Here is a 23,004-nt window from a genome sequence, read left to right as displayed (position 1 = left end):
AGAGGTTTAGTTTGCTTAAGCTTTTGTGTAAAGGTTGCTTGCCTGAAAGGATCTTTCTTCATCGCTCATAGTGCTACCGTCTAATGGTTTGTAATGGGCGACAAAAAGTAACCCTATTTCGCTGTCGCCTAATACGACAGGTGTTAATGTTTTGTTTTTAGCTCGCCAAATCCTTAAACCTGATGTGCTGGCTAAGTCTCGGTTTGCTGTGATTTTGCTTTGATTTATATGTGAGTAAAGTGGCGATAGCTGATCCGGCTCACCATCTTGATCTAATAGAATATGATAATGAGTTAGTTGCTGTGCAAGAAAATCAGGTGAATAAGGTGTGTTTAATACAGGTAGCCAATTCTCTTTCGGGAGGGTGTGAAATAAGCTAGGTGTTTCTGGTGATCCATGATGAGGTGACAACAAGAGTGTCATTTCAATTGATATGCCGTAAGACGGTTTTACAGGTATATGGAAAATAAGTTGCTTTGCTGGTGGTTGGCGGTGTATTTCAGGTTCAATGTAACCTGCTGTTTTTTGTGAGTCTTCGGTGCTGATGGGAGGTACTTGCAGAAACAATTTCCATTCTTTTGTATCTAGAGAAAGCTCTTCTGGAGAGTGTAGGTGTAGCTTTGCTCCCATTACATGGCTTAATACATGCTCTATAAGATTAGCAAAAACACTTGTTGAAGCTGTTAGTTGTACTTTTTCTTCGCTATCAAGATGGATTTCTTTTACTTGGTGTCCTGCCGAACTTAAATCCACAGAGTCTTTATTACTAATAGTTGGGTGTTTTTTTTCCCTGCTGATCAGTTTTTTTGCATTCGATTGAATGCCGGTTCTGTTGATTGCCTCTATGAATAGCATTGTTCGGCTCCTTTGTTAGCTGCCAATGATATCGGCCGAAAACAAGAGGAGTTTAGAGATAGTCTGTTTTTTGAACAAAAAAGACTATCTCAAGCGGCTATTTAACGTAGTAAATTAGATAGTTTTGGATTTGCTTCTAATGCTGCGCGGTAGAACAGTGCTACTTTACCAATTGTTTGAACCGTTTCGCATTTCATGATTTTGCTGATTTCGGCAATGAGTGCTGTGCGTACTTCGCGATCAGCAATACTAATGCGAATTTTGATGAGTTCATGGTCTTCAAGGGCGCGGTCTATTTCTGTTAATACGGTTTCTGTTAAGCCGTTGCCCGCAATCATAACAACTGGATTAAGGGTGTGTCCGATTAGACGATATTGCTTTTTTTGGGCGTTTGTAATGCTCATAGTAAAATTTTCTCATATTAGTTGACCCTCTTTATTGGAGGCTTTAGAGGTTAAGGGATATTATAGCGGAATATTGACTGATTTAGGTATGATGAAAACGTGGCAAGATCAAAAAGTAGTAATAGTTGGATGAAGGAACATTTTGACGATAAGTATGTCAAAAAATCCCAACAAGATGGTTATCGCTCTAGGGCGAGCTATAAGTTGATAGAAATCAATGATAAGGATAAGTTGTTTCGTCCTGCGATGCGTGTTGTTGATTTAGGTGCGGCGCCAGGTGGTTGGTCTCAAATTGCGGCGAAATTGGTTGGCGATAAAGGGGTTATTGTTGCGTCTGATATTTTGGAAATGGCACCTTTGCCTGGTGTGAGTTTTGTTCAAGGGGATTTTACTGAACAAGAAGTGTACGAGGCGATACTAACTGAAATTGGTGATCAAAAAGCAGATCTTGTAATTTCAGATATGGCCCCCAATATGAGTGGTAATAGTTCTTCTGATCAGCCACAAGCTATGTATCTTGTAGAACTTGCTTTGGACATGGCGTCTCAAGTGTTGCGTCCGGGCGGAAACTTTTTGGTGAAAGTGTTTCAGGGAGAAGGGTTTGATGAATACCTCAAATCCATGCGTGCTCAATTTGAATCTGTGGTAACACGCAAGCCAGATGCTTCGCGAGCGAGAAGTCGTGAAGTTTACTTATTAGGAAGACAATATAAAGGTTAATCGCCAATGTTCTGGTACTATTACCAGCTACATTAAAAAAATAACCGTTTAGAGGTGTGCTCTTGAACGATATGATGAAAAATATACTGTTGTGGTTAGTCATTGCTGCTGTACTACTAACAGTTTTTAATAATTTTAATACTACGCCTGATACAAATCGAATTACGTATTCTGAGTTTGTAAAAGAAGTGCAAGATGGTCGTATAGCCAAAGTTGTTGTTGATGGTTATACCATCAGTGGTAGCCGCACTAGTGGTGATACTTTCGATACCGTGCGCCCAGCAGCAGCTGATCCAAAAATAATGGATGACTTGTTGAGTAATAATGTTGTTGTTGAAGGTCGTATGCCGGAACAAAAAAGCATTTGGACTCAATTGCTTGTGGCTAGTTTTCCTATACTTCTTATTCTTGCTATTTTTATGTTCTTCATGCGCCAGATGCAAGGTGGCGCTGGCGGCAAGGGTGGGCCAATGTCTTTTGGTAAGTCTAAAGCGCGTTTATTGCCTGAAGATCAGATAAAAACGACTTTTGCAGATGTTGCTGGTTGTGACGAAGCAAAAGAAGACACCGAGGAATTGGTCGATTTTTTACGTGAACCAAGCAAGTTTCAGCGTTTAGGCGGGAAAATTCCTCGTGGTATTTTGATGTGCGGGCCTCCAGGTACGGGTAAAACCCTACTTGCTAAAGCGATTGCTGGTGAGGCAAAAGTGCCTTTCTTCACAATATCTGGTTCTGACTTTGTGGAAATGTTTGTTGGTGTTGGTGCATCTCGTGTTCGTGATATGTTCGAGCAAGCTAAGAAGCATGCACCTTGCATCATCTTTATTGATGAAATTGATGCTGTCGGTCGAAATCGTGGTTCTGGTATGGGCGGCGGTAATGATGAACGAGAGCAAACACTTAACCAATTGTTGGTTGAGATGGATGGTTTTGAAGGTAACGAAGGGATTATCGTTATTGCTGCAACAAACCGTCCTGATGTTTTGGACCCTGCGTTGTTACGTCCAGGTCGTTTTGATCGTCAGGTTCAAGTGGGTTTGCCAGATATTCGTGGTCGTGAACAGATTCTTAAAGTGCATTTGCGTAAAGTGCCTTGTGATGACGATGTCGAGCCAAAAAATATCGCTCGTGGTACGCCGGGCTTTTCAGGTGCTGACTTAGCAAACCTAGTAAATGAAGCAGCGTTATTTGCCGCGCGATCTAACCGTCGCTTAGTGAATATGGAGCAGCTAGAGCTAGCAAAAGATAAAATCCTCATGGGTGCTGAACGTAAAACCATGGTGATGAGTGATAAAGAAAAACTAAATACGGCTTATCATGAAGCAGGTCATACCATTGTTGGTTATTTGATGCCTGAGCATGACCCTGTTTATAAAGTGTCTATTATTCCTCGTGGTCGTGCCTTGGGTGTCACTATGTATTTGCCTGAAGAGGATAAATACAGCGTGAGTAAAACAGGACTAGAGAGTCAAGTTTGTAGCCTTTATGGCGGGCGTATTGCCGAAGAAATAGTTCATGGTTTTGATGGCGTTTCGACTGGTGCATCTAATGACATTGAACGTGCTACCAGTATTGCTCGTAACATGGTTACAAAATGGGGCTTGTCTGAAAAGCTAGGTCCATTTGCTTATGAAGAAGATGAAAATAATAGTGGTGGCTACATTGCTGGGCCAACAGGAAGTAAGGCAAACTATTTTTCTCCTGAAACTGGGAAAATTATAGATGCTGAAGTTCAAGATATTATTAGTCGTTGTTATGCTAAAGCGACAGAGATATTGACTGAGCATCGTCAAAAGTTAGAAGTTATGACGGAGGCTTTGATGCAGTATGAAACAATCGATGCTAAGCAAATTAAAGAAATAATGGATGGTAAAAAACCGTCCGCACCAGAAGGTTGGTCTGACCCTGGTACTAAGTCATCTAAAGATGATGATGAGACTTCGAAAGATGGAGTTACTTCATCTGAACCTGATGTCGAGTCTGATGACTTGGATGTATCAGCTGATCAAGCGAAACCAGCTGGTGAATAAGTTTGTGTCATTCATTTTTTGATATGGTTCTTTCATGTCGTTAATGTCTTTTGGGGACAAGTCGTTAGACTTGTCCCTTCCTCATATTATGGGGATACTAAATATCACTCCAGATTCATTTTCTGATGGCGGTGCTTTCAATTCGCTGGATACTGCCTTGCGTCAAGCAGAGAAAATGATTCATGAAGGTGCCAGTATCATTGATGTCGGTGGAGAATCTACTCGTCCTGGTGCTGTTTCTGTTTCGGTTCAACAAGAGCTTGATCGGGCTCTACCGGTTATTGAAGCGATAAAAAAACATTTTGATATCATAGTATCCGTTGATACCAGTACAGCTGATGTTATTCGTAATGCGGCACAGTTAGGTGCTGGTTTGATTAATGATGTACGTGCGCTTGAGAGAGAAGGGGCACTACAGGCCGCTACACAAACAAATTTACCTATTTGCTTGATGCATATGAAAGGTGGTCCGCAAACGATGCAGGACCAACCGGATTATGCGTCGGTTGTGACAGAGGTGTCGGGGTATTTGTTAGAGAGAGTGAGAGCTTGTGAGAATGTTGGTATTGACTCTTCTAGGCTTATTCTTGATCCAGGTATTGGCTTTGGGAAAACGCTGGCTCATAATTTGTCATTATTGAAGCACACGGAATATTTTAGAAAGTTAGGTTTTGAGATTCTCATTGGTCTTTCAAGAAAGACAATGATAGGTGATGCGTTAAACCTACCAGTTGAAGAGCGCTTATATGGCACGATGGGGGCGAATGCTTCCGCCTATTCTAAAGGTGCTCGTATTTTTAGAGTTCATGATGTTAGGCCGCATGTTGAAATGTTGGCATTAATGTCTCGTATTGAGAGAGAAGTTTAATGCGCAAATATTTTGGTACAGATGGTATTCGTGGAAAAGTTGGTACAGCACCGATTACGCCAGAGTTTATGCTCAAGCTTGGCTGGGCAGCAGGTCAGGTTTTCAAAGAGAACGATAAGAAAATTCTGATTGGTAAAGATACTCGTATCTCAGGTTATATGTTTGAGTCAGCACTTGAGGCTGGCATTGTTGCTGCAGGTGCGGATGTTCGTCTGGTTGGTCCAATGCCAACGCCGGCAATTGCTTACTTAACCAGAACTTTTCGTGCAAGTGCAGGTATCGTAATCAGCGCCTCCCATAATCCTTTTTATGATAATGGTATTAAATTTTTCTCCGCAGAAGGCGGTAAAATCTCAGATGAGATTGAAGAACGTATAGAATATTATTTAGAGCAACCGATGGAGGTTGTTGAGTCTAGCCTTATTGGTCGTGCGAGACGTATAGAAGATGCGGCTGGTCGTTATATTGAGTATTGTAAGGGTACATTTCCTATTGGTCTTCAGCTTAGTGGCTTAAAGATTGTTGTGGATTGTGCTGATGGTGCAACTTACCACGTGGCACCTCGGGTATTTTCAGAATTGGGTGCGGAAGTTATTACGATTGGTGCTAATCCTGATGGGTTGAACATCAATGAATTTAGTGGCGCAACAAAGCCTGAGTTGTTACGTAAAAATGTCTTGGCGGAAGAGGCTGATATTGGTATCGCCTTGGATGGTGATGGTGACCGATTAATACTTGTTGATCGTCATGGTGAGGTTCGTGATGGTGATGATATTCTTTATATTATCGCAAATCATTTGATGCGTACTGGCCGCTTTAGTGGCGGTGTTGTTGGTACCTTGATGAGCAACTTCGGTCTTGAATTGGCATTTTCTGAGACAGGTATTGGCTTTAGTCGCGCTGCCGTTGGTGACCGCTATGTTAATGAAAAGTTAGCGCATCATGGTTGGGTGTTGGGTGGTGAGCCATCAGGTCATATTGTATGTAAGTCTATTACAACAACAGGAGATGGTATTATTGCTGCGCTTCAAGTGCTGAGAGCGATGATTGAAGAAGATAAAAGCTTAGATGAGCTACTTGTTGGTCTAGTTAAATTCCCTCAAAAACTGAAAAATATTCGTGTTGCAAAGCGTTTTGTTCCCAATGAAGAGCCTGCATTGCAAAAAGCCATTGCTGTAGCAAATGAGCGTTTAAATGGTTTAGGACGAGTATTGCTTCGCGCTTCAGGCACCGAGCCTTTGATTCGTGTCATGGTTGAAGGTCGAGATGATAAAACTGTTGATGAGTTGGTCGATTATTTGGTTAATGAAGTTAAAGCGGTTGTTGCGGCTAAAATGGCAGAATAAAGCGTGTTTTACTGGGTGAATAGTAATAAATGCTTGAAACAAAACTTGGCTTTCCATAGAATGGGCGCCTCGAATTTAGGGGTTAGAATATGATTCGTCAAAAAATAGTTGCTGGGAACTGGAAGATGAATGGCTCTAAAGAGTCTATTGTTTCACTGGTTAGTGGTTTGCTTAAGATGAAGGATTCTAACTCTGAAGTAGTGATAGCTCCTTCTTTTCCTTATTTATCACAAGTTTGTGATCTTGTTGATGCAAGTAGTCTTGTTTTGGCTGCTCAGAATATCAGTCATGAAGTTAAAGGTGCCTATACAGGAGAAGTGTCTGCTTCTATGTTGGGCGATTTTGGAGTCAAGTATGTATTGCTTGGGCATTCTGAACGACGTTCTATTTATGGCGAAACAGATGCTATTGTTGCTTCAAAAGTTAAAACAGCTTTAGAGTTTAGGTTGACGCCAATGTTGTGTATTGGTGAAACGTTGGAAGAGCGTCAATCGAATCAAACTCTTGCAGTTTGTGAGCGCCAGCTTCAAGCGGTTATTGCTTTAGTGGGTATCGAGTCGTTTGAAAAAATGGTTGTTGCTTATGAGCCTGTTTGGGCAATAGGTACTGGTCTGTCGGCAAGTGCTGAACAGGCTCAAGAAGTACATGAATCTATCAGAGCTTTTTTGGCTAAATCATCTGAGTCTGTTTCTCAAAAAGTTCAGATTTTATATGGTGGAAGTGTTAAAGCATCAACCAGCTCGGCTTTGTTTCAAATGCCTGATGTAGATGGTGCTCTTGTTGGTGGTGCATCGCTTGATGCAGAAGAATTTATAGCAATAATAAAGGCGGCAGGTTAATTAATGGAAACACTTATTTTGGTTGTGCATGTACTGGCGGCAATATTAATTATTGCGTTGGTTTTATTGCAGCAAGGTAAAGGTGCTGATGCTGGTGCTGCTTTTGGTGGCGGCGCATCTCAGACTGTATTTGGAAGTCAGGGTAATAGTAGTTTTTTTGGAAGAATGACCGCAGTTTTTGCATTGGTATTCTTTTTGACTAGTTTTGGTTTGGCTTTCTTTGCGAGTGAACAAGCTAAAGGTATTTCTGGTGTGCATGATTTTGTTCCTTCAGCGCCTCAAGTTGATGGATCTGTTGAGTTGCCAGAGCTAGGTGTACAAAAAACAACATCGGACCTTCCTGTAACGGAATAAAATATGTCAAATTGATGGTGTGTTGCTAAATTGAGTACACCAAAATTTGTATTAAATGTTGTTGTGTTTTAGAAAGAAAAATTGCGGATGTGGCGGAATTGGTAGACGCGCCACCTTGAGGGGGTGGTGAGCTTTGCTCGTGGGGGTTCGAGTCCCCCCATCCGCACCAATCTTGAATTGATGTTGTATCTTGTGTATGATGTCGCGTTATTGATGCAGAGCAATCTGGTTTGTCGAGTTTTAAGTCTCTTTTTAGATGCTTTTCTCATGGTTTTCCTTTTTAGGTATCCGCACCAGTTTGTTCTTGGTATTAAGTGTCAGGATTGACAACCTTCTTCGCGGAAGGATGCTCTCTCAGTGTTAATTGAGTTGAGTACTGAGAACCCCTATATGGGGTTTTTTGTTATCTACACTGTTACTGTTTATAAATGTAAATGGGCCTTGAGCCCGTTTTTTGTTTCTGCGTTTTACAAAAAATGATTTTCGGAGAAAACGATTGTCAGCAAAATATACAATTTTAGAAGAGCTTATTCGCCCAGTCGTTGAAGGTTTGGGCTTTGAGTTTTGGGGGATGGAGTATTTATCTTTAGGTAAGGATTCTGTGCTTCGCGTGTTTATTGAAACAGATGCTGAAAAAGGGATTGATGTAGAAGATTGCGCCCGAGTCAGTCGTCAAATTAGTTCTATTTTAGATGTAGAAGACCCAATTACAGGGGAATACAACCTAGAAGTTTCATCGCCGGGTTTAGATCGACCTTTATTTAGTTTAGCTCAATATCAGGCATATATCGGTTCTATTGTTACTTTACGTTTGCGCGTGCCTTTTGATGGTCGTCGTAAATTTAAAGGGCAACTCATGGGGATCGAAGGCGAAGATATTGTTATTCGTGTCGATCAAGAAGAATACTTATTGCCAATCGATTTGATCGATAAGGCAAATGTTGTTCCACAATTTTAAAAATTAACCTTGAAGAGAGGCTAAAAGGATGAGCAAAGAAATTCTTTTGGTAGTGGAAGCAGTTTCTAACGAAAAAGATGTTCCGAAACAAGTTATTTTCGAAGCTGTTGAAATTGCTTTAGCGAGTGCTGCCAAACGCCGTTTTGAAGAAGACGCATTAATCCGCGTTTCTATCGATCAGCGTACAGGCGACTACATAACCTACCGTCAGTGGAATATTGTTGCGGATGAAGATTATTCTTCTCCTGCATCAGAATTAACAATAGATGATTCTGAAGAGCAAGACCTTGGTGTTGGAATTGGCGAAATTTACGAAGAAGAAGTCGAGTCTGAAATCTTTGGCCGTATTGCTGCACAAACTGCAAAACAAGTTATCGTGCAAAAAGTACGTGAAGCTGAGCGTGCTAAAATGGTCGCGCTTTACGCTGAGAAAGTAGGCAGACTTGTTCATGGGCAAGTGAAGAAAGTAACGCGTGATAGTTTGATTGTTGATCTTGGTGAGAATGCAGAAGCTTCTCTTCCTAAAGACCAGTTAATTTCTCGTGAAAGCTTCCGCATGAATGATCGAATTCGTGCTTTATTGCTTGAAATTCGTGAAGACAGTCGTGGTGCGCAATTAATTCTTTCACGTAATGTGCCAGAATTTATGATTGAGCTCTTCCGTCTTGAAGTGCCAGAGATTTCTGAAGAAGTTATCGAAATTCGCAGTGCTGCACGTGACCCAGGTTTACGTGCAAAAATCGCAGTGAAAACAAACGACCGTCGTATTGATCCTATCGGTGCGTGTGTTGGTATGCGTGGTGCGCGAGTTCAAGCTGTTTCTAATGAAATGAATGGTGAGCGTGTTGATATCGTGCTTTGGGATGATAACCCTGCACAATTAGTCATCAATGCTATGTCTCCTGCCGAAGTCGATTCTATCGTTATTGACGAAGATGCTCACTCTATGGATGTTGCTGTTAAGAGTGATAATTTGGCTCAGGCAATCGGCCGTAATGGACAAAATGTTCGTCTTGCTTCTACGTTAACAGGTTGGTCTTTAAATGTGATGACCAGTGAAGATGCTGAAGCGAAGCAGCAAGAAGAATCACAAAAACTGATTGATGTTTTTGTTACTGGTTTAGATATAGATGATGATTTGGCCATTCAAATGGTTGATGAGGGATTCACTTCTTTAGAAGAAGTGGCTTATGTCCCAATGGAAGAAATGTTAGACATCGACGGATTTGATGAGGATTTAGTAAACGAGCTACGTTCACGAGCAAAAGAAGCTTTGTTGAATAAAGCGCTTCAAGCTGAAGAGCAATTAGATGGTGCTAAGCCAGCTGCCGATTTATTGGCAATGGAAGGAATGGATAACCATCTCGCTTTAGTGCTTGCGTCTATTGGCGTGATTACTATGGAAGATTTGGCTGAACAGTCAGTTGATGAATTGCTTGAAGTTGAAGGTATGACTGAAGAGCGTGCTGGAAGTCTTATTTTGACTGCTCGCGCACCTTGGTTTGCTGAATCTGAATAAAATCTGAGTACATAAGGGGGAACTTAATGACAGTTCAAACCGTAAAGATACTATCCGAGTTGGTGAATACACCAGTCGATAAGCTACTAACTCAGATGAAAGACGCTGGCCTACCTCAAACGAGTGCAAGCCAAGAAGTCTCTGAAGTTGAAAAGCAAACCTTGTTGAGTTTTTTGAAACGTCAACACGGTGAAGAAGGCGATAACAGCCAGCGTATTACTCTACAACGTAAGACGACAAGTACTTTGTCTCGTAGCGATGGCGGTAAAGCGGTCAATGTTGCAGTGAAGAAAAAGCGTACCTATGTAAAACGTGACGACGCTGATGAAGAAGCTCAGAAACAAGAAGAGAAACGTCTTGCAGAAGAAGTTCGTTTAGAAGCTGAGCGTAAACTAGAGCAAGAAAAAGCAGCAAAAGAAAAAGCAGCGGCTGAAGAAAAAGCGCGTCAAGAAGCGGTAGCAGCAAGCTCCGTGGTAGGCGTTGGCGCAGTAAATGAAACGGAGCAGAAAGTTTCCGATACAGGAGCGGTAGAACCCGTGGAATCACCTAAGCAGCCAAAAGCAGCGAAAAAACCTCAGCCAGCAGTGGAAAACAAGAAACCCGCTGCAGCGCCAAAAGGCAAAAAAGGTCCAGCTCGTCATGATAATGACAACAACAAGGACAAAGATAAGCCTCGCGGTCGAGCGCCAGAAAATAAACGCGGATCACGTGTTAATTTGAATGGTGATGATGATCAGCGTCGCGGTAAATTAGGCCGTAAGAACAAGAAGTCAGCTTCTAAACAAGAACATGGTTTCCAAAAGCCAACGGCTAAAATTGTGCATGAAGTGGCCTTGCCAGAAAGTATCACTGTTGCTGAACTTGCTGAGAAAATGTCAGTAAAAGGCGCGGCTGTTATTAAGGTTATGTTTAAAATGGGTGCTATGGCGACCATCAATGAAACAATTGACCGTGATACCGCTATTCTTGTTGTTGAAGAAATGGGTCATACCGTTACTTTTATCGATGAAAATGCCGTTGAAAATGACATGATCGAAGCCATCGACTACGAAGGCGAAGCGATAAAACGTGCACCGGTTGTTACTGTAATGGGTCACGTTGATCACGGTAAAACGTCATTGCTTGATTATATTCGTACAACACGTGTTGCTGCAGGTGAATCTGGTGGTATTACACAGCACATTGGTGCATACCACGTTGAAACACCTCATGGCATGGTTAGTTTCTTGGATACACCTGGACATGCTGCATTTACTTCTATGCGTGCTCGTGGTGCGAAAGCAACGGATATCGTTATTCTAGTGTGTGCCGCTGATGATGGTGTTATGCCTCAAACAATTGAAGCGATTCAGCATGCTCGTGCAGCTGGTGTTCCAATGGTTGTTGCAATCACTAAGATCGACAAAGAAGGCGCTGATATAGATCGTGTTAAAAATGAATTGGTCGCGCAAGAAGTCGTTCCTGAAGAATGGGGTGGCGACGTTCAATTTATCGGGGTTTCTGCTAAGTCTGGCGAAGGTATTGAAGAGCTTCTTGAAGCCGTTTTGCTTCAATCTGAAGTGCTTGAATTAACCGCTGTTCCAAGTTCTCCAGCGAAAGGCGTGGTGGTTGAAGCCCGCCTTGATCGTGGTCGTGGTTCAGTTGCGACTCTGCTTATTCAAAATGGTACGCTGAAAAAAGGCGACGTCGTTTTAGCGGGTCTGCAAATGGGTCGTGTACGTGCTTTACTTGATGAAAATGGTAAGCCAATCGATTCTGCAGGTCCTTCTATACCTGTTGAGATTCTTGGTCTTGATGGTACGCCTGATGCTGGTGAAGAATTTATTGTTGTTGCTAATGAGCGTAAGGCTCGTGAAGTAGCAAACTTCCGTCAAGGTAGATACCGTGAAGTACGTTTTGCTCGTCAACATACCGCTAAACTAGAGAACTTATTCTCTGAAATGGGCAAAGACGAAATACGTACTTTGAACGTTGTTTTAAAGGCCGATGTTCGTGGTTCACTTGAAGCCTTGATTAAATCATTGATTGATTTAAATACAGACGAAGTGCAAGTGAATATTGTCTCTAGTGGTGTTGGTGGTATTACGGAAACAGACGCATCGTTGGCTTTGGCTTCTGATGCGGTTATCTTTGGTTTCAATGTTCGTGCAGATACTTCTGCAAAACAACTTATCGAACGTGAAGCAATTGATCTTCGTTATTACAGCATCATCTACAATATTATCGATGATGTGAAATCAGCCTTGTCTGGCATGTTGTCTCCAGATCTGCGTGAAGACATTCAGGGTACTGCGGAAGTTCGTGACGTATTTAACTCACCTAAGTTTGGTTTAATTGCCGGCTGTATGGTTGTTGAGGGTACGGTTTATCGTAACAAGCAAATCCGAGTGCTACGTGAAGACGTTGTTATTTACGAAGGTGAACTTGAGTCTCTTCGTCGCTTCAAAGATGCGGTTAATGAAGTGGGTCGTGGTATCGAGTGTGGTATCGGTGTTAAGAACTACAACGATGTCAAAGTAGGCGATAAGATCGAGGTTTTTGAAACCGTCGAAGTTGCGCGTACACTTTAATAGGGCAAAATCATGGCAGACGGATTTAGTCGTACTAGTCGGATTGGTGACCAACTCCAAAAGGAGTTGGCGTCCTTAATCCAGTTTGAAGTAAAAGACCCTCGTTTAGGGTTGGTTACTGTCAATGAAGTACGTGTAGCAAAAGATCTAGGTTATGCAGACGTCTATTACACAGTTTTAGGCAAAGATGATCAGCCAGAAGTATTGGCTGAGAATCAAGAGGCTCTGGACAGTGCAAAAGGTTTCTTGCGTGGTCGTTTGGCAAAAGAAGTAAAACTTCGCGTTATGCCACATTTGCGTTTCCATTATGACCAAAGTGTTGTAAACGGCTCGCGAATGTCGACTCTGATTGACGAAGCGATTCGTGTTGATGAGACGAAAAACGGTAACGAAGGCGAGTAATTATTTCGTATGGCTAAGACAGTGTGGCGTTCAGTAGACGGTATCGTGCTACTGAACAAGCCGATAGGTTTAAGCTCAAACCAAGCACTTCAGCGTGTCCGTCGACTCTATCGAGCGGCAAAAGCAGGACATACTGGAGCGCTTGATCCTTTGGCAACCGGTATGTTGCCATTGTGTTTGGGTGAAGCAACCAAGTTTTCGCAATTCCTTTTGGATGCAGATAAGCGATATATAACCTGTATCCAGTTAGGGAAAAGAACCACTACGGGTGACCGTGAAGGTGATGTATTAACCGATGAAGCAATACCGACACTGACTGATGAAGAACTTGAGTCAGTATTAGATCGCTTCCGAGGGGAAATAGAGCAGATTCCACCTATGTATTCTGCATTAAAGCATGAAGGTAAGCCTTTATATGAATATGCTCGTCAAGGCATTGTTATAGAAAGAAAGCGCCGTCATGTCACTATTTCTAATTTAACGCTGGTTTCTAGAACAGAAGATACCTTGACGTTAGATATTCAATGTACCAAAGGCACTTATATTCGAACCATAGGTGAAGATATAGGCGAAGCGCTTGGTTGTGGTGCTCATTTGCATTCTTTGCATCGAGTTTCTACGGCAGGTTATTCCCCTGAAGGTATGTTGACACTGGAAGAATTTGAACGCATTGCCGAGCAAGGTGAAGCAGAGTTAGGCACTTATTTAATGACGATGGATACTGCTGTTGAGCATTTGAATAGAGTGGAATTACTTTCGGAAGAAACAAGAGAAATGCTGTTTGGTCGCAGTGTGAATAATCTGACCTCATTTGGTGATGGCAGCTTAGTTAGACTCTACGATCAAGTTTCGCAGCGATTCCTGGGGTTGGGGGTGTTGAAAGGCACAATCATTAGGCCTCATCGGCTCGTAAATACAAGTGAGTTAACTAATATTTAATGTTAGACTAGCTTACTTAGGATGTCTGAAAATATGCTCGGCTATCCTTTATTTTTAAATAGCATATTAATTTGGAGATATAGATTATGGCATTAACTGCAGAATCAAAAGCAGCGTTGGTTAAAGAGTTTCAAGTAGCGGAAGGCGACACTGGTTCTCCTGAAGTTCAAGTAGCATTGTTGACTAAGAATATCGAAGCTCTTCAAGGCCACTTTAAAGCTCATATCCATGACCATCACTCACGCCGCGGTCTAATCCGCATGGTAAACCAACGTCGTAAATTGTTGGATTACCTTAAGCGTAAAGATGCAGCACGTTATACTGGTTTGATCAAAAAACTAGGTCTACGTCGCTAAGACTGAAGAGGGGCCATAAATTATTATGGCCCTTTTTTTTATAGGTTTCCCAAGGGACAGCCTGTACTTCATATGTGTTTTTCTTTTTGTTAGCGGTCAGAAATTTTAGACTAAACATAAAAGATCTAAAGAGTGCATATGAGTACTGGCTTAAAAAGAGGTCTTTGGGAGCAAGTAATTTTTTTAATGAGAAGGAATACGTGTGAGTATTACGACAAAAACTTTCCAGTTTGGTAACGATACAGTTACTCTAGAAACAGGCCGCATTGCTCGTCAAGCAACAGGTGCTGTTTTATGTACTATTGGTGATGCACAAGTGCTTGCTACAGTTGTGGGTGCTAAAACAGCACGCGCTGGCCAAGACTTTTTCCCACTTTCTGTTCATTATCAAGAGCGTGCTTACGCTGTTGGTAAAATTCCTGGTGGTTTCTTGAAACGAGAAGGTCGCCCTTCTGAAAAAGAAACACTAACTTCACGTCTAATCGACCGTCCTATTCGTCCATTGTTCCCTAAAGGCTACATGAACGAAGTTCAGGTTGTTTGTACTGTTATGTCGACCAACACAAACTTAGACGCTGACATCGCGGCTATGTTGGCAACGTCTGCTGCATTGACGATTTCTGGTATTCCATTTAATGGTCCAATCGGTGCTGCTCGAGTTGGCTTTAATGATGAATCTGGTTACGTACTTAACCCAAGCTACGCTGATCTAGATGGCTCTTTACTAGACATGGTTGTTGCAGGTACGAAAGACGCGGTTCTAATGGTTGAATCTGAAGCGCAAGAGCTTACTGAAGATGAAATGTTAGGTGCAGTTCTTTACGCTCATAAAGAAATGCAATCTGCCATTGCAGCAATCACTGAATTCGCTGCTGAATGTGCTAAGCCTCGTTGGGAGTGGGAAGCTGAAGCTGTAAACGTTGCTTTGACTGACGCTTTATCTACTGGCTACGCAGCACAAATCGAAGAAGCGTACGGCATCAGTGAAAAAATGGCTCGCTACGCTAAATTAGGTGAAGTGCGTACAGCAGCAATCGCAGCTCTTGTAACGGAAGAGGGTGAATTCTCTGAAGCTGACGTTACTGGTGCTTTTGCTAAACTTGAAAAACGTACTGTTCGTCGTCGTGTTATCGATGGTCAGCCTCGTATCGATGGTCGTGATAACAAAACAGTTCGTCCGATCAATGTTGAAGTAGGCTTGTTGAGCAAAACTCACGGTTCTTCTTTGTTCACACGTGGTGAGACTCAATCGATTGTAACTTGTACTTTAGGTACTAGTCGTGATGCACAAATGTCTGATGGCTTGGCTGGCGAAAATAAAGACAGCTTTATGCTTCATTACAATTTCCCTCCATACTCTGTCGGTGAATGTGGTCGTATGGGTGGTGTTGGTCGTCGTGAAATTGGTCACGGTCGTCTTGCTCGTCGTGGTGTCCAAGCAGTATTGCCAAGCGAAGACGAATTCCCATACACAATTCGTATCGTATCTGAGATCACTGAGTCAAACGGTTCAAGCTCTATGGCATCCGTATGTGGCGCATCATTGTCTATGATGGACGCTGGTGTTCCTCTTAAAGCACCTGTTGCAGGTATTGCAATGGGTCTTATTAAAGAAGACGACGGTTTTGCTGTATTGACTGACATCTTGGGTGATGAAGATCACCTAGGTGATATGGACTTTAAAGTTGCTGGTACTGAAGAAGGTATTACAGCACTTCAAATGGACATTAAAATCGAAGGTATCAATGAAGAAATCATGGATATCGCACTTAGCCAAGCTATGGAAGCGCGTAAACACATCTTGCGTGAAATGGCCGCTGTTATCGGTTATGCACGTCCTGAAGTTTCTCCAAATGCGCCTTCTATGGCAACGATCAAAATTGATCCTGAGAAAATTCGTGACGTTATCGGTAAAGGTGGTGCAACAATTCGTTCTATCACAGAAAAAACAGGCGCTTCTATCGATCTAGATGATGACGGTACTGTTCGTATTTACGCTGCTGATAAATCGTCTTCTGATGCTGCCTTGTTGTTGATTCATGAAATCACTGCAGAAGCAGAGATTGATAAGCTTTACAAAGGTAAAGTGGTTCGTCTTGCTGAATTTGGTGCTTTCGTTAACATTTTGCCTGGTAAAGACGGTTTGGTTCACATTTCTCAGATCGCTGAAGAGCGTATCCGTGCTGTGACGGACTTCCTTTCAGAAGGCCAAGATGTAATCGTTAAAGTTCTAGATGTTGATGCGCGTGGCCGTATCAAGCTGTCTATGAAAGATGTGACGGAAGAAGAAAAAGCAAATTACACTGAGTAATTGTTAGTGTAGTTTGATAAAAAGGGTGCTATTTATAGCGCCCTTTTTTTGTGTTTAAGGGACTAAATACACTAAGATAGAACGGTCTTGTCAAACTAACTTCGTTGTATTGCATCACTAAGTCGTTATTAAAGGAAAATAAAATGAAATTGAAACTTGTAAGTCTATTGGTATCAAGTGTTGTGTTGGTTGCATGTAGCAAAGATGTCGTAAATACGCCTGTTGCTGCAATTCCTGATTGTGTTTTTGCTGATGGCTCTAATCAAGCTGCACCTGATTGGGTTTGTGGTGCACCTATTGAAGGCGTAGCTTTATCTGCTGTTGGTTACAGTGAAAAGTCAGCTGCCGGTCCAAACTATATGAAGCAAATGGCGGCAACAGCAGCTCGAGTTGAATTGGCTCAAGTGCTTAGCGTTGATTTGCAAAATATGGTGAAGCAATACGTTGAAACGACGGGCGCTGGTGATGCGGAAACTGTGGATCGAGTTAATAGTGTGGTGACCAAGCAAGTGACAGAGCAGCAATTGATTGGCTCTCAAGTGGTTCGCCAAATGCCAACGCCATCAGGTGGTTTGGTGGTGTTAGTTGGCTTAGACCCAACCCAAGCAGAAGGCGTTGCAGAAAGTATTTTGCGTACTTCTATGAAAAATGAAGCAGCTTTGTTTCAAAAGCTAGAGTCTGAAAAAAGTTTTGACGAATTAGCGGAAGAAATCGCTAAGCGTTATTCTAACTAATTTATTATTTATTTAGTTTATCGGTGATGAGTGATATTTAGGTTGCTCATCACCGAAGATTTTTATGAACTTATACTTTTAAAGAAAGCTTTCTTCATCGAAAATTGGTGTTGGTTTTTTGTTTTCGTCAACGGCAACAAAGTTGAAGTGCCCAGTGACAGCTTTTGTTCGTTTATCACTGTCTAATTGTTCAAGAAAAATAGAAACCTCTACTTTCAGTGATGTTCGTCCTACGTGAACAACGCGAGCAATCAATTCTACCAAGATGCCAGAAGGAATCGGCTGTTTGAAGTCGATTTGTTCTGTTGATATCGTCACCATAGATTTTCTTGAAAAGCGTGTTGCTGCAATGTAAGCAACTTCGTCCATCCATTGCAGTGCAATGCCTCCAAATAATGTATCGTAGTGATTTGTGGTTCCAGGGAAAACCATTTTGGCAACGCGAGTTTCGGAGATTTCTTCACGCTTTTGAATGAGTAACTTGTTCATGTTAGTAAAACCTTTTCTTTCTATGATTCTGTTAAGTGGCATTATACTCGTTGGAGTAGGAGGTTGTGACACGCGTTTTAAGGCGGAAGCCGTTTTATCTCAATATGTGATGGATTTAAACCGTTCGCAGTTCTTTGTTATTGATTCTCCAGCAATCATAATGCCAATTAGTTTGCCTGCCTTGCGTGACCGTCAGCAAAAATTATCAAATTTTGATATTGGTTTGCTCGAATTTTTGTCTTTGCAACAATGTGATGTTGGGATTGTCGCGGGAAAAAAGAATAGTATTCTAGGTAAAGTCATGCCTGACAGTCAGCGTTTTCTGTATGAACTGGATATTATTCGAGCAATTGAGTCTTGTGATATTGACGATGACGCTTTAGCAAGTGAGCTACAACTTGTTGCAGAGAAAAAACGTATAGAGCTGCCTATTGCCTTTGGTAATGCCATTTTTAATGGTGAAGAGAGTAAAGAGTTCTTTAGCATATCAAATGGTTTTTTTCCGCTCAATGATACCACTGAGAATCAACAGGAGCTGATTAGCGCATTGAATCGATTGGTCGACATTGGGGAGCGCCTTGCTGATTTACCTAATATAAATGGTCAGGTGTTTGAAAATGATTTAAGAGTATTAATGAACAGTGAATATGCAGGAAAATTACTTTATTCACTGGCGCAGTTAACAAATTACTTGTCTCTTGTTTCGGGACAGGTTGGCACCTTAAATAAAGAAGTTTGTGGTGCACCAATGACGTATTTGAAGCAGCAGTTTGATGTTCATTACGTTGAAAAAATTCAACCTTACATGGGGCGATTAAATAGCAGTGCCTACCAAGTTTTACCTTTGCTTAATCGATTGGGAGAACTAAGTTCATCATTTAGCGTTGATATGAGACGATTTTTAAAACAATTTTCATTGAGAGATGAACATAGTGAGTGGTTACGTTATCAAAGAGCTTCTCAAATGCATGCCAAACAATGGAGTGCGTTATTTAAGTCTTGTTCTGTATCATTGAGATAGTGGTTTTAAACTCTACTGTTGATTTGTTTCTCTAAACTTTCCACGACATCGTATTGGTAAGCTGGGCCTTCTGCTAATGGTTCGAAACTTAGCGCTTTTAGGAGAGCAATATTGGCAACAGGATTTTCTCCAATATGATTAGAAAACTGCATTGATCGAGTTAGGGCGTGAGGCTTATGTTCATTTAATGTGTCTGGCGCCGACATCAATGAAGGCCCTGGTTGGCTAAATAGGCTCATCATTAATGCAAAATGAGCATTGCCTGACACTGGGTTGCCCGCTTTACTGCTTTGGGTTACCTGTGTTTCAACAATTTCTCTTATATTCATCTGTTGGCCTAGTCAGTTGGTTTACGATAATGCTATCGGCATAGACGGCTTTTTCTTAAAGAAAACAGTGAATTAATTAAATTTATTGTTATTTGAATTTGGTTGGCTGTTGGCGTTTTGTCTAGGTTGTCATTATTTTGCTTGTCGACTGATCTTAAAATGTAAATTTTTGTATGTGTGCATGCCAATTAGCATCAGGCATATAGCTCAAATTGTTCAAGCAACGTACTATAATGAATTGCAGATTATTTAATCGTCTGTATCTATATTGGGAACGGTAAGCTGCCTAACAGGTAGCGCGTTAGGGCATATAATGCATGCATGATATCAACGAACTGATAAGCAATGTTAGGAAAAACGAAGAGATAGCTCGAAAGTTTTTTGAAATTGAGCGTTGTATTTTGTCGATTGGACGTTGTGATCAGTTCGTTTCTACTTTAACCAAAGAAGTTCAAAAGCAATTTAATGTTCCGTATGTTTGGGTGAACTTGATTAATGAAGCACCTTTATCCCACCTGATAGAAAGTCTAGAAAAAGTGCCAGATTTGCTTGATCGGGTATTATTTACGCGACGTCGATCTATGATCGATATCATTAAGTCGAGTAATAAAACGGTTTTGGTTAATACTAATTTGAGCCATTGCCGTGAAATTATTCCTTCTGTTTACCGAGATATTATTTCTTCTGTTGCCATTTCACCATTAACAATTGATGGCGAGCTAGTTGGTCTATTTTGCCAAGCTGATGCGGATAGTTCACGCTATGACCCTACAACCAAGGATACTTTTTTATTGGATCAATTGGCGATTAAAATATCCATTTGTTTAAGTAATGTTACAGCAAGAGAAAAGCTTGAATATCTGGCGACACGGGATCCTTTGACAGGGCTGTTGAATCGTCGACAGTTAGAGCTAATGCTGGACCGAGAGTTTCTAAGATCTAGACGCCAGGAACGAGATTTAACCGTCGTGTTTATTGATTGTGATGCTTTCAAGTCGATCAATGATACCTTGGGGCATAATTGTGGTGACGAGGTGTTAGAATATATTGCTAAGCGTTTGTTGAAATATGTACATAAACAAGGCCTAGCTTTTCGTTTTGCTGGGGATGAATTTGTTTTTGTTATGCCTGGTAAAAGTTATGATCAAGCCATCTTGGTGGCAGAATCAATTCAAGAATATCTTCAATCTAACCCGTTAATGTATAAATCTAACCTAGTACCTATTACTATTAGCTACGGTGGTGCGAGTGTAATATCCGATGCACCGAATAATTATAAGAGTTTATTAAAATTAGCTGATGAGCGACTCTATGATTATAAAAATAACCGTAAAAGATCTGTGCCAACTAAGGTCTTTAAGTTCTTAAATAGACTTAGATAATATGTAATTTTATTACAATAATTTGTTTGTTTTTCTCGGATACAGTATTTTTCACGTCTATTTTGTTGTAAAATTTCAAAAAAATATTCATTAGGGTTCGTTTATGTCCCATGCTTTAATCGCCGACCTTGGTGGAACTAATGCTCGTTTTGCATTGGTCCCCATCCATCAATATGAGCCTCTAGAAGTTAGGGTGTTGCCTTGTAAAAACTACGGTAATTTTTTTGACGCGGCAGCAGATTACATCGAAAATTGTAGTATCAGTATGGATAAAATTGATGCTGTTGTTTTAGCGATAGCAGGCCCTGTTAACCAACCTGTGATACATTTCTCTAATAATCCTTGGCATTTCACTCGTGAAGAGGTGCAATCTTACTTTGGTGAAAATAAAGCTATTGCCTTATTAAATGATTTTGATGCGGTTGGGCATTGCTTAGAAGTGCTTTCATCAGAAAATAAAGTGGTTGTGGGTGATCATTCAGAAGTTGATCCTAACGGTGCTTGTTGGGTTATTGGTGCAGGTACAGGGCTGGGTATCTCTTGTGTTGTACCACAAGATAATGGACCAAATATAATTTTGCCTGGAGAGGGTGGTCATGTAGACCTTTCTGCTTGTAATGAAATTGAAGACGATATTTTAAAATTTCTTAGAACGCGTCATAAGCGAGTGTCAGCAGAGCGAGTTCTGTCTGGAATGGGCTTAGAAAATATTTATGAAGCTCTGGCTCTGCGTGAGGGTGTTGAAAAACGGTTAACGGCATCGGAAATTGGTGAAGTATTAAAATTTGGCGATGATCCTATAGCAATCGCTACTTTAGAGCAGTTTTTTGTATTTTTAGGTCGGGTGATTGGAGACCTTGTGTTGTCTGTGGAGTCTCGCGGTGGTGTTTATATTGCGGGGGGGATTGTCCCTCGATATTTAAATGATATTCATCTCAGTGGTTTTCGTGATGCAATGCAAGACAAAGGCCGTATGAAGGCGTTTGTTTCTCCTATTCCAACCTTTGTTATTATGTCTGAATATCCAGGGTTGATGGGTTGCGCTTGTTACGCGTCTTATCTTGTGTCAAAAGACTAGTTTAGTTGGAGAGTAAAGAATGAAGGCAAGTTTAAAAGCCTGTGATGTAGTTATTTTCGGCGGCGGTGGAGATCTTGCTATGCGCAAGTTATTACCTGCTTTATACCATCTTGATATGGATGGTTTGCTCGCTCCAACAACACGTATTATTGGTGCTTCGAGACGAGAAGTAAGCACAGAGGAATACCAAGAAAAAGTACGTACTGCGCTTGATGAATTTGTTCCTTCAAGCATTGGTGATGAGAAAACCTGGCCGCGCTTTAAAGAGCGTTTAGGTTATATTTCTGTTGATGCCCAGCAAGAATCTGATTTCTCTCGATTAAATGACAACAAAGTCGGTGGTGATGATCGCGATGTTGTGTTTTATCTTGCTACATCGCCTGATCTATTTGGTTCTATTTGTACGTCTCTTGCGACGCATGGTTTAAATGCAGAACGTATGCGAGTTGTGCTAGAAAAACCGCTTGGCCGAGACCTTGTTTCGTCTCGTGCAATTAATGATGAGGTAATGAAAAACTTTACCGAGCAACAAGCATTTCGTATTGACCATTACTTAGGTAAAGAGACAGTACAAAACTTGTTAGCGATTCGTTTTGGTAATACGCTTTTTGAACCTTTATGGGACAGTGCGCATATTGATAATGTGCAAATTACTGTTTCTGAAACAGTGGGTGTTGAAGGTCGTTGGGGGTATTACGATAAAGCTGGTGCCATGCGTGATATGGTGCAAAACCATTTGATCCAGTTGTTATGTTTGGTTGCTATGGAACCACCAGGACGTATGGACGCAGATTCTGTGCGTGACGAAAAAATTAAAGTGCTGAAAGCATTGCGACCGATTGCTGGTGCAAATGCCTATACCAAAACGGTACGTGGTCAATATGCGAAAGGCATGATCAAGGGTAAAGATGTACAAGGTTATTTTGACGAAGAGGGCAGTAGTCCAGATTCTCGAACTGAAACTTTTGTTGCTTTACGTGCGGATATCGATAACTGGCGTTGGGCTGGCGTACCATTCTACTTAAGAACGGGTAAACGTTTAGGTCAACGTTATTCAGAAATTGTTATTCAGTACAAAGCCGTACCGCACAGTATTTTCAGTGATGAAAGTAATCGTCAGTTACAACGTAACCAATTAATTATTCGCTTACAGCCAGAAGAAAAAATTTCTTTGACTGTAATGAACAAAGTGCCTGGCGCAAGTGAAGGTATGAACCTTCAACCTGTTGACTTAAATCTTAGTCTAACTGAGGCCTTTAACGATAAGCGTAGCCCAGAAGCTTATGAGCGTTTGTTGTTAGACGTGATGCGTAATGATGCGACTTTATTTATGCGCTATGACGAGGTGGAAGCTGCTTGGAAATGGGTGGATGGTATAATGTCTGCTTGGAGCCAAACGAGCGAACGGCCTAAAGAATATGCCTCTGGCTCTTGGGGACCTGCTGCCTCTATGGCCTTACCAATTAAAGATGGTCGTAACTGGCACGATTATTAAGTTTA

22 protein-coding genes and 1 tRNA gene are annotated in these 23,004 nt (G+C 41.4%); 19 read left to right on the top strand and 4 right to left on the bottom strand.

Annotated features, from left to right (window positions below; all coding sequences use genetic code 11):
* Positions 1-15: 15 nt before the first annotated feature.
* Positions 16-855 (bottom strand): hypothetical protein, encoded by an 840-nt coding sequence (locus tag MUS1_RS10115; protein WP_036162161.1) that lies wholly within the window; start codon positions 853-855, stop codon positions 16-18.
* Positions 856-956: 101 nt separating this feature from the next.
* Positions 957-1,259 carry a YhbY family RNA-binding protein gene (locus MUS1_RS10110; protein ID WP_036162159.1) on the bottom strand — a complete coding sequence of 101 codons (303 nt, stop codon included), beginning with the start codon at positions 1,257-1,259 and terminating at the stop codon, positions 957-959.
* 99 nt (positions 1,260-1,358) lie between these two features.
* Between MUS1_RS10110 and rlmE the strand changes: the two genes are divergently transcribed.
* From rlmE to MUS1_RS10035, 15 genes are all read left to right on the top strand, one after another.
* Positions 1,359-1,979 (top strand): 23S rRNA (uridine(2552)-2'-O)-methyltransferase RlmE, encoded by a 621-nt coding sequence (gene rlmE, locus MUS1_RS10105; protein ID WP_036162157.1) that lies wholly within the window; start codon positions 1,359-1,361, stop codon positions 1,977-1,979.
* 62 nt (positions 1,980-2,041) lie between these two features.
* On the top strand, positions 2,042-4,009 hold the full coding sequence (ftsH, locus tag MUS1_RS10100) for an ATP-dependent zinc metalloprotease FtsH (protein WP_084035600.1): 1,968 nt from the start codon (positions 2,042-2,044) through the stop codon (positions 4,007-4,009).
* Positions 4,010-4,043: 34 nt separating this feature from the next.
* Complete coding sequence (folP, locus tag MUS1_RS10095) at positions 4,044-4,877, top strand: dihydropteroate synthase (RefSeq protein WP_036162154.1); 834 nt, start codon at positions 4,044-4,046, stop codon at positions 4,875-4,877.
* Positions 4,877-6,223, top strand: coding sequence for a phosphoglucosamine mutase (gene glmM, locus MUS1_RS10090; RefSeq protein WP_036162152.1), 1,347 nt, complete (start codon positions 4,877-4,879; stop codon positions 6,221-6,223). The genes folP and glmM overlap by 1 nt, the downstream gene beginning before the upstream one ends.
* Before the next feature lie 89 nt (positions 6,224-6,312).
* Positions 6,313-7,062, top strand: a complete 750-nt coding sequence (gene tpiA / locus MUS1_RS10085; RefSeq protein ID WP_036162151.1) for a triose-phosphate isomerase — start codon at positions 6,313-6,315, stop codon at positions 7,060-7,062.
* 3 nt (positions 7,063-7,065) lie between these two features.
* On the top strand, positions 7,066-7,416 hold the full coding sequence (gene secG, locus MUS1_RS10080) for a preprotein translocase subunit SecG (protein WP_036162148.1): 351 nt from the start codon (positions 7,066-7,068) through the stop codon (positions 7,414-7,416).
* Positions 7,417-7,499: 83 nt separating this feature from the next.
* A tRNA-Leu gene (locus tag MUS1_RS10075) sits at positions 7,500-7,585 on the top strand.
* A 327-nt stretch (positions 7,586-7,912) separates the two neighbouring features.
* Entirely contained in the window at positions 7,913-8,374 is a 462-nt protein-coding gene (rimP, locus tag MUS1_RS10070) for a ribosome maturation factor RimP (protein WP_036162146.1), read from the top strand.
* 28 nt (positions 8,375-8,402) lie between these two features.
* On the top strand, positions 8,403-9,893 hold the full coding sequence (gene nusA / locus MUS1_RS10065; protein ID WP_036162145.1) for a transcription termination factor NusA: 1,491 nt from the start codon (positions 8,403-8,405) through the stop codon (positions 9,891-9,893).
* Between the two features lie 26 nt (positions 9,894-9,919).
* Complete coding sequence (gene infB / locus MUS1_RS10060) at positions 9,920-12,463, top strand: translation initiation factor IF-2 (protein WP_036162142.1); 2,544 nt, start codon at positions 9,920-9,922, stop codon at positions 12,461-12,463.
* 12 nt (positions 12,464-12,475) lie between these two features.
* Positions 12,476-12,865, top strand: coding sequence for a 30S ribosome-binding factor RbfA (gene rbfA, locus MUS1_RS10055; protein ID WP_036162140.1), 390 nt, complete (start codon positions 12,476-12,478; stop codon positions 12,863-12,865).
* A gap of 9 nt (positions 12,866-12,874) precedes the next feature.
* Entirely contained in the window at positions 12,875-13,804 is a 930-nt protein-coding gene (gene truB, locus MUS1_RS10050; RefSeq protein WP_036162139.1) for a tRNA pseudouridine(55) synthase TruB, read from the top strand.
* An 86-nt stretch (positions 13,805-13,890) separates the two neighbouring features.
* Entirely contained in the window at positions 13,891-14,160 is a 270-nt protein-coding gene (gene rpsO, locus MUS1_RS10045) for a 30S ribosomal protein S15 (RefSeq protein WP_036162137.1), read from the top strand.
* Between the two features lie 202 nt (positions 14,161-14,362).
* Positions 14,363-16,471 (top strand): polyribonucleotide nucleotidyltransferase, encoded by a 2,109-nt coding sequence (pnp, locus tag MUS1_RS10040; RefSeq protein WP_036162135.1) that lies wholly within the window; start codon positions 14,363-14,365, stop codon positions 16,469-16,471.
* A 143-nt stretch (positions 16,472-16,614) separates the two neighbouring features.
* The gene (locus MUS1_RS10035; RefSeq protein ID WP_036162132.1) at positions 16,615-17,205 is read left to right on the top strand and encodes an LPP20 family lipoprotein; all 591 of its coding nucleotides are present in this window, start codon (positions 16,615-16,617) and stop codon (positions 17,203-17,205) included.
* 78 nt (positions 17,206-17,283) lie between these two features.
* On the opposite strand, the gene MUS1_RS10030 is transcribed toward MUS1_RS10035, so the two are convergent.
* Complete coding sequence (locus MUS1_RS10030; RefSeq protein ID WP_036162130.1) at positions 17,284-17,694, bottom strand: acyl-CoA thioesterase; 411 nt, start codon at positions 17,692-17,694, stop codon at positions 17,284-17,286.
* Between MUS1_RS10030 and MUS1_RS10025 the strand changes: the two genes are divergently transcribed.
* Positions 17,693-18,715 (top strand): DUF3080 family protein, encoded by a 1,023-nt coding sequence (locus MUS1_RS10025; RefSeq protein ID WP_245595793.1) that lies wholly within the window; start codon positions 17,693-17,695, stop codon positions 18,713-18,715. The genes MUS1_RS10030 and MUS1_RS10025 overlap by 2 nt on opposite strands.
* A 5-nt stretch (positions 18,716-18,720) precedes the next feature.
* On the opposite strand, the gene MUS1_RS10020 is transcribed toward MUS1_RS10025, so the two are convergent.
* Entirely contained in the window at positions 18,721-19,044 is a 324-nt protein-coding gene (locus MUS1_RS10020) for a hypothetical protein (protein WP_036162128.1), read from the bottom strand.
* 317 nt (positions 19,045-19,361) lie between these two features.
* Here MUS1_RS10020 and MUS1_RS10015 point away from each other — a divergent pair, with 317 nt between their 5' ends.
* The 3 genes from MUS1_RS10015 (at position 19,362) to zwf (ending at position 22,999) form a co-directional block, all read left to right on the top strand.
* Positions 19,362-20,426 carry a sensor domain-containing diguanylate cyclase gene (locus MUS1_RS10015; protein WP_036162127.1) on the top strand — a complete coding sequence of 355 codons (1,065 nt, stop codon included), beginning with the start codon at positions 19,362-19,364 and terminating at the stop codon, positions 20,424-20,426.
* 103 nt (positions 20,427-20,529) lie between these two features.
* Positions 20,530-21,504, top strand: a complete 975-nt coding sequence (gene glk, locus MUS1_RS10010) for a glucokinase (protein ID WP_036162125.1) — start codon at positions 20,530-20,532, stop codon at positions 21,502-21,504.
* A 19-nt stretch (positions 21,505-21,523) separates the two neighbouring features.
* On the top strand, positions 21,524-22,999 hold the full coding sequence (gene zwf, locus MUS1_RS10005; RefSeq protein WP_036162122.1) for a glucose-6-phosphate dehydrogenase: 1,476 nt from the start codon (positions 21,524-21,526) through the stop codon (positions 22,997-22,999).
* Positions 23,000-23,004: the final 5 nt, after the last annotated feature.

The sequence above is a fragment of the Marinomonas ushuaiensis DSM 15871 genome (assembly GCF_000521805.1).
GTDB lineage: Bacteria > Pseudomonadota > Gammaproteobacteria > Pseudomonadales > Marinomonadaceae > Marinomonas > Marinomonas ushuaiensis.
The sequence above is the reverse complement of the archived record's forward strand: the minus strand, read 5'-3'. Positions and strand labels throughout refer to the sequence as shown.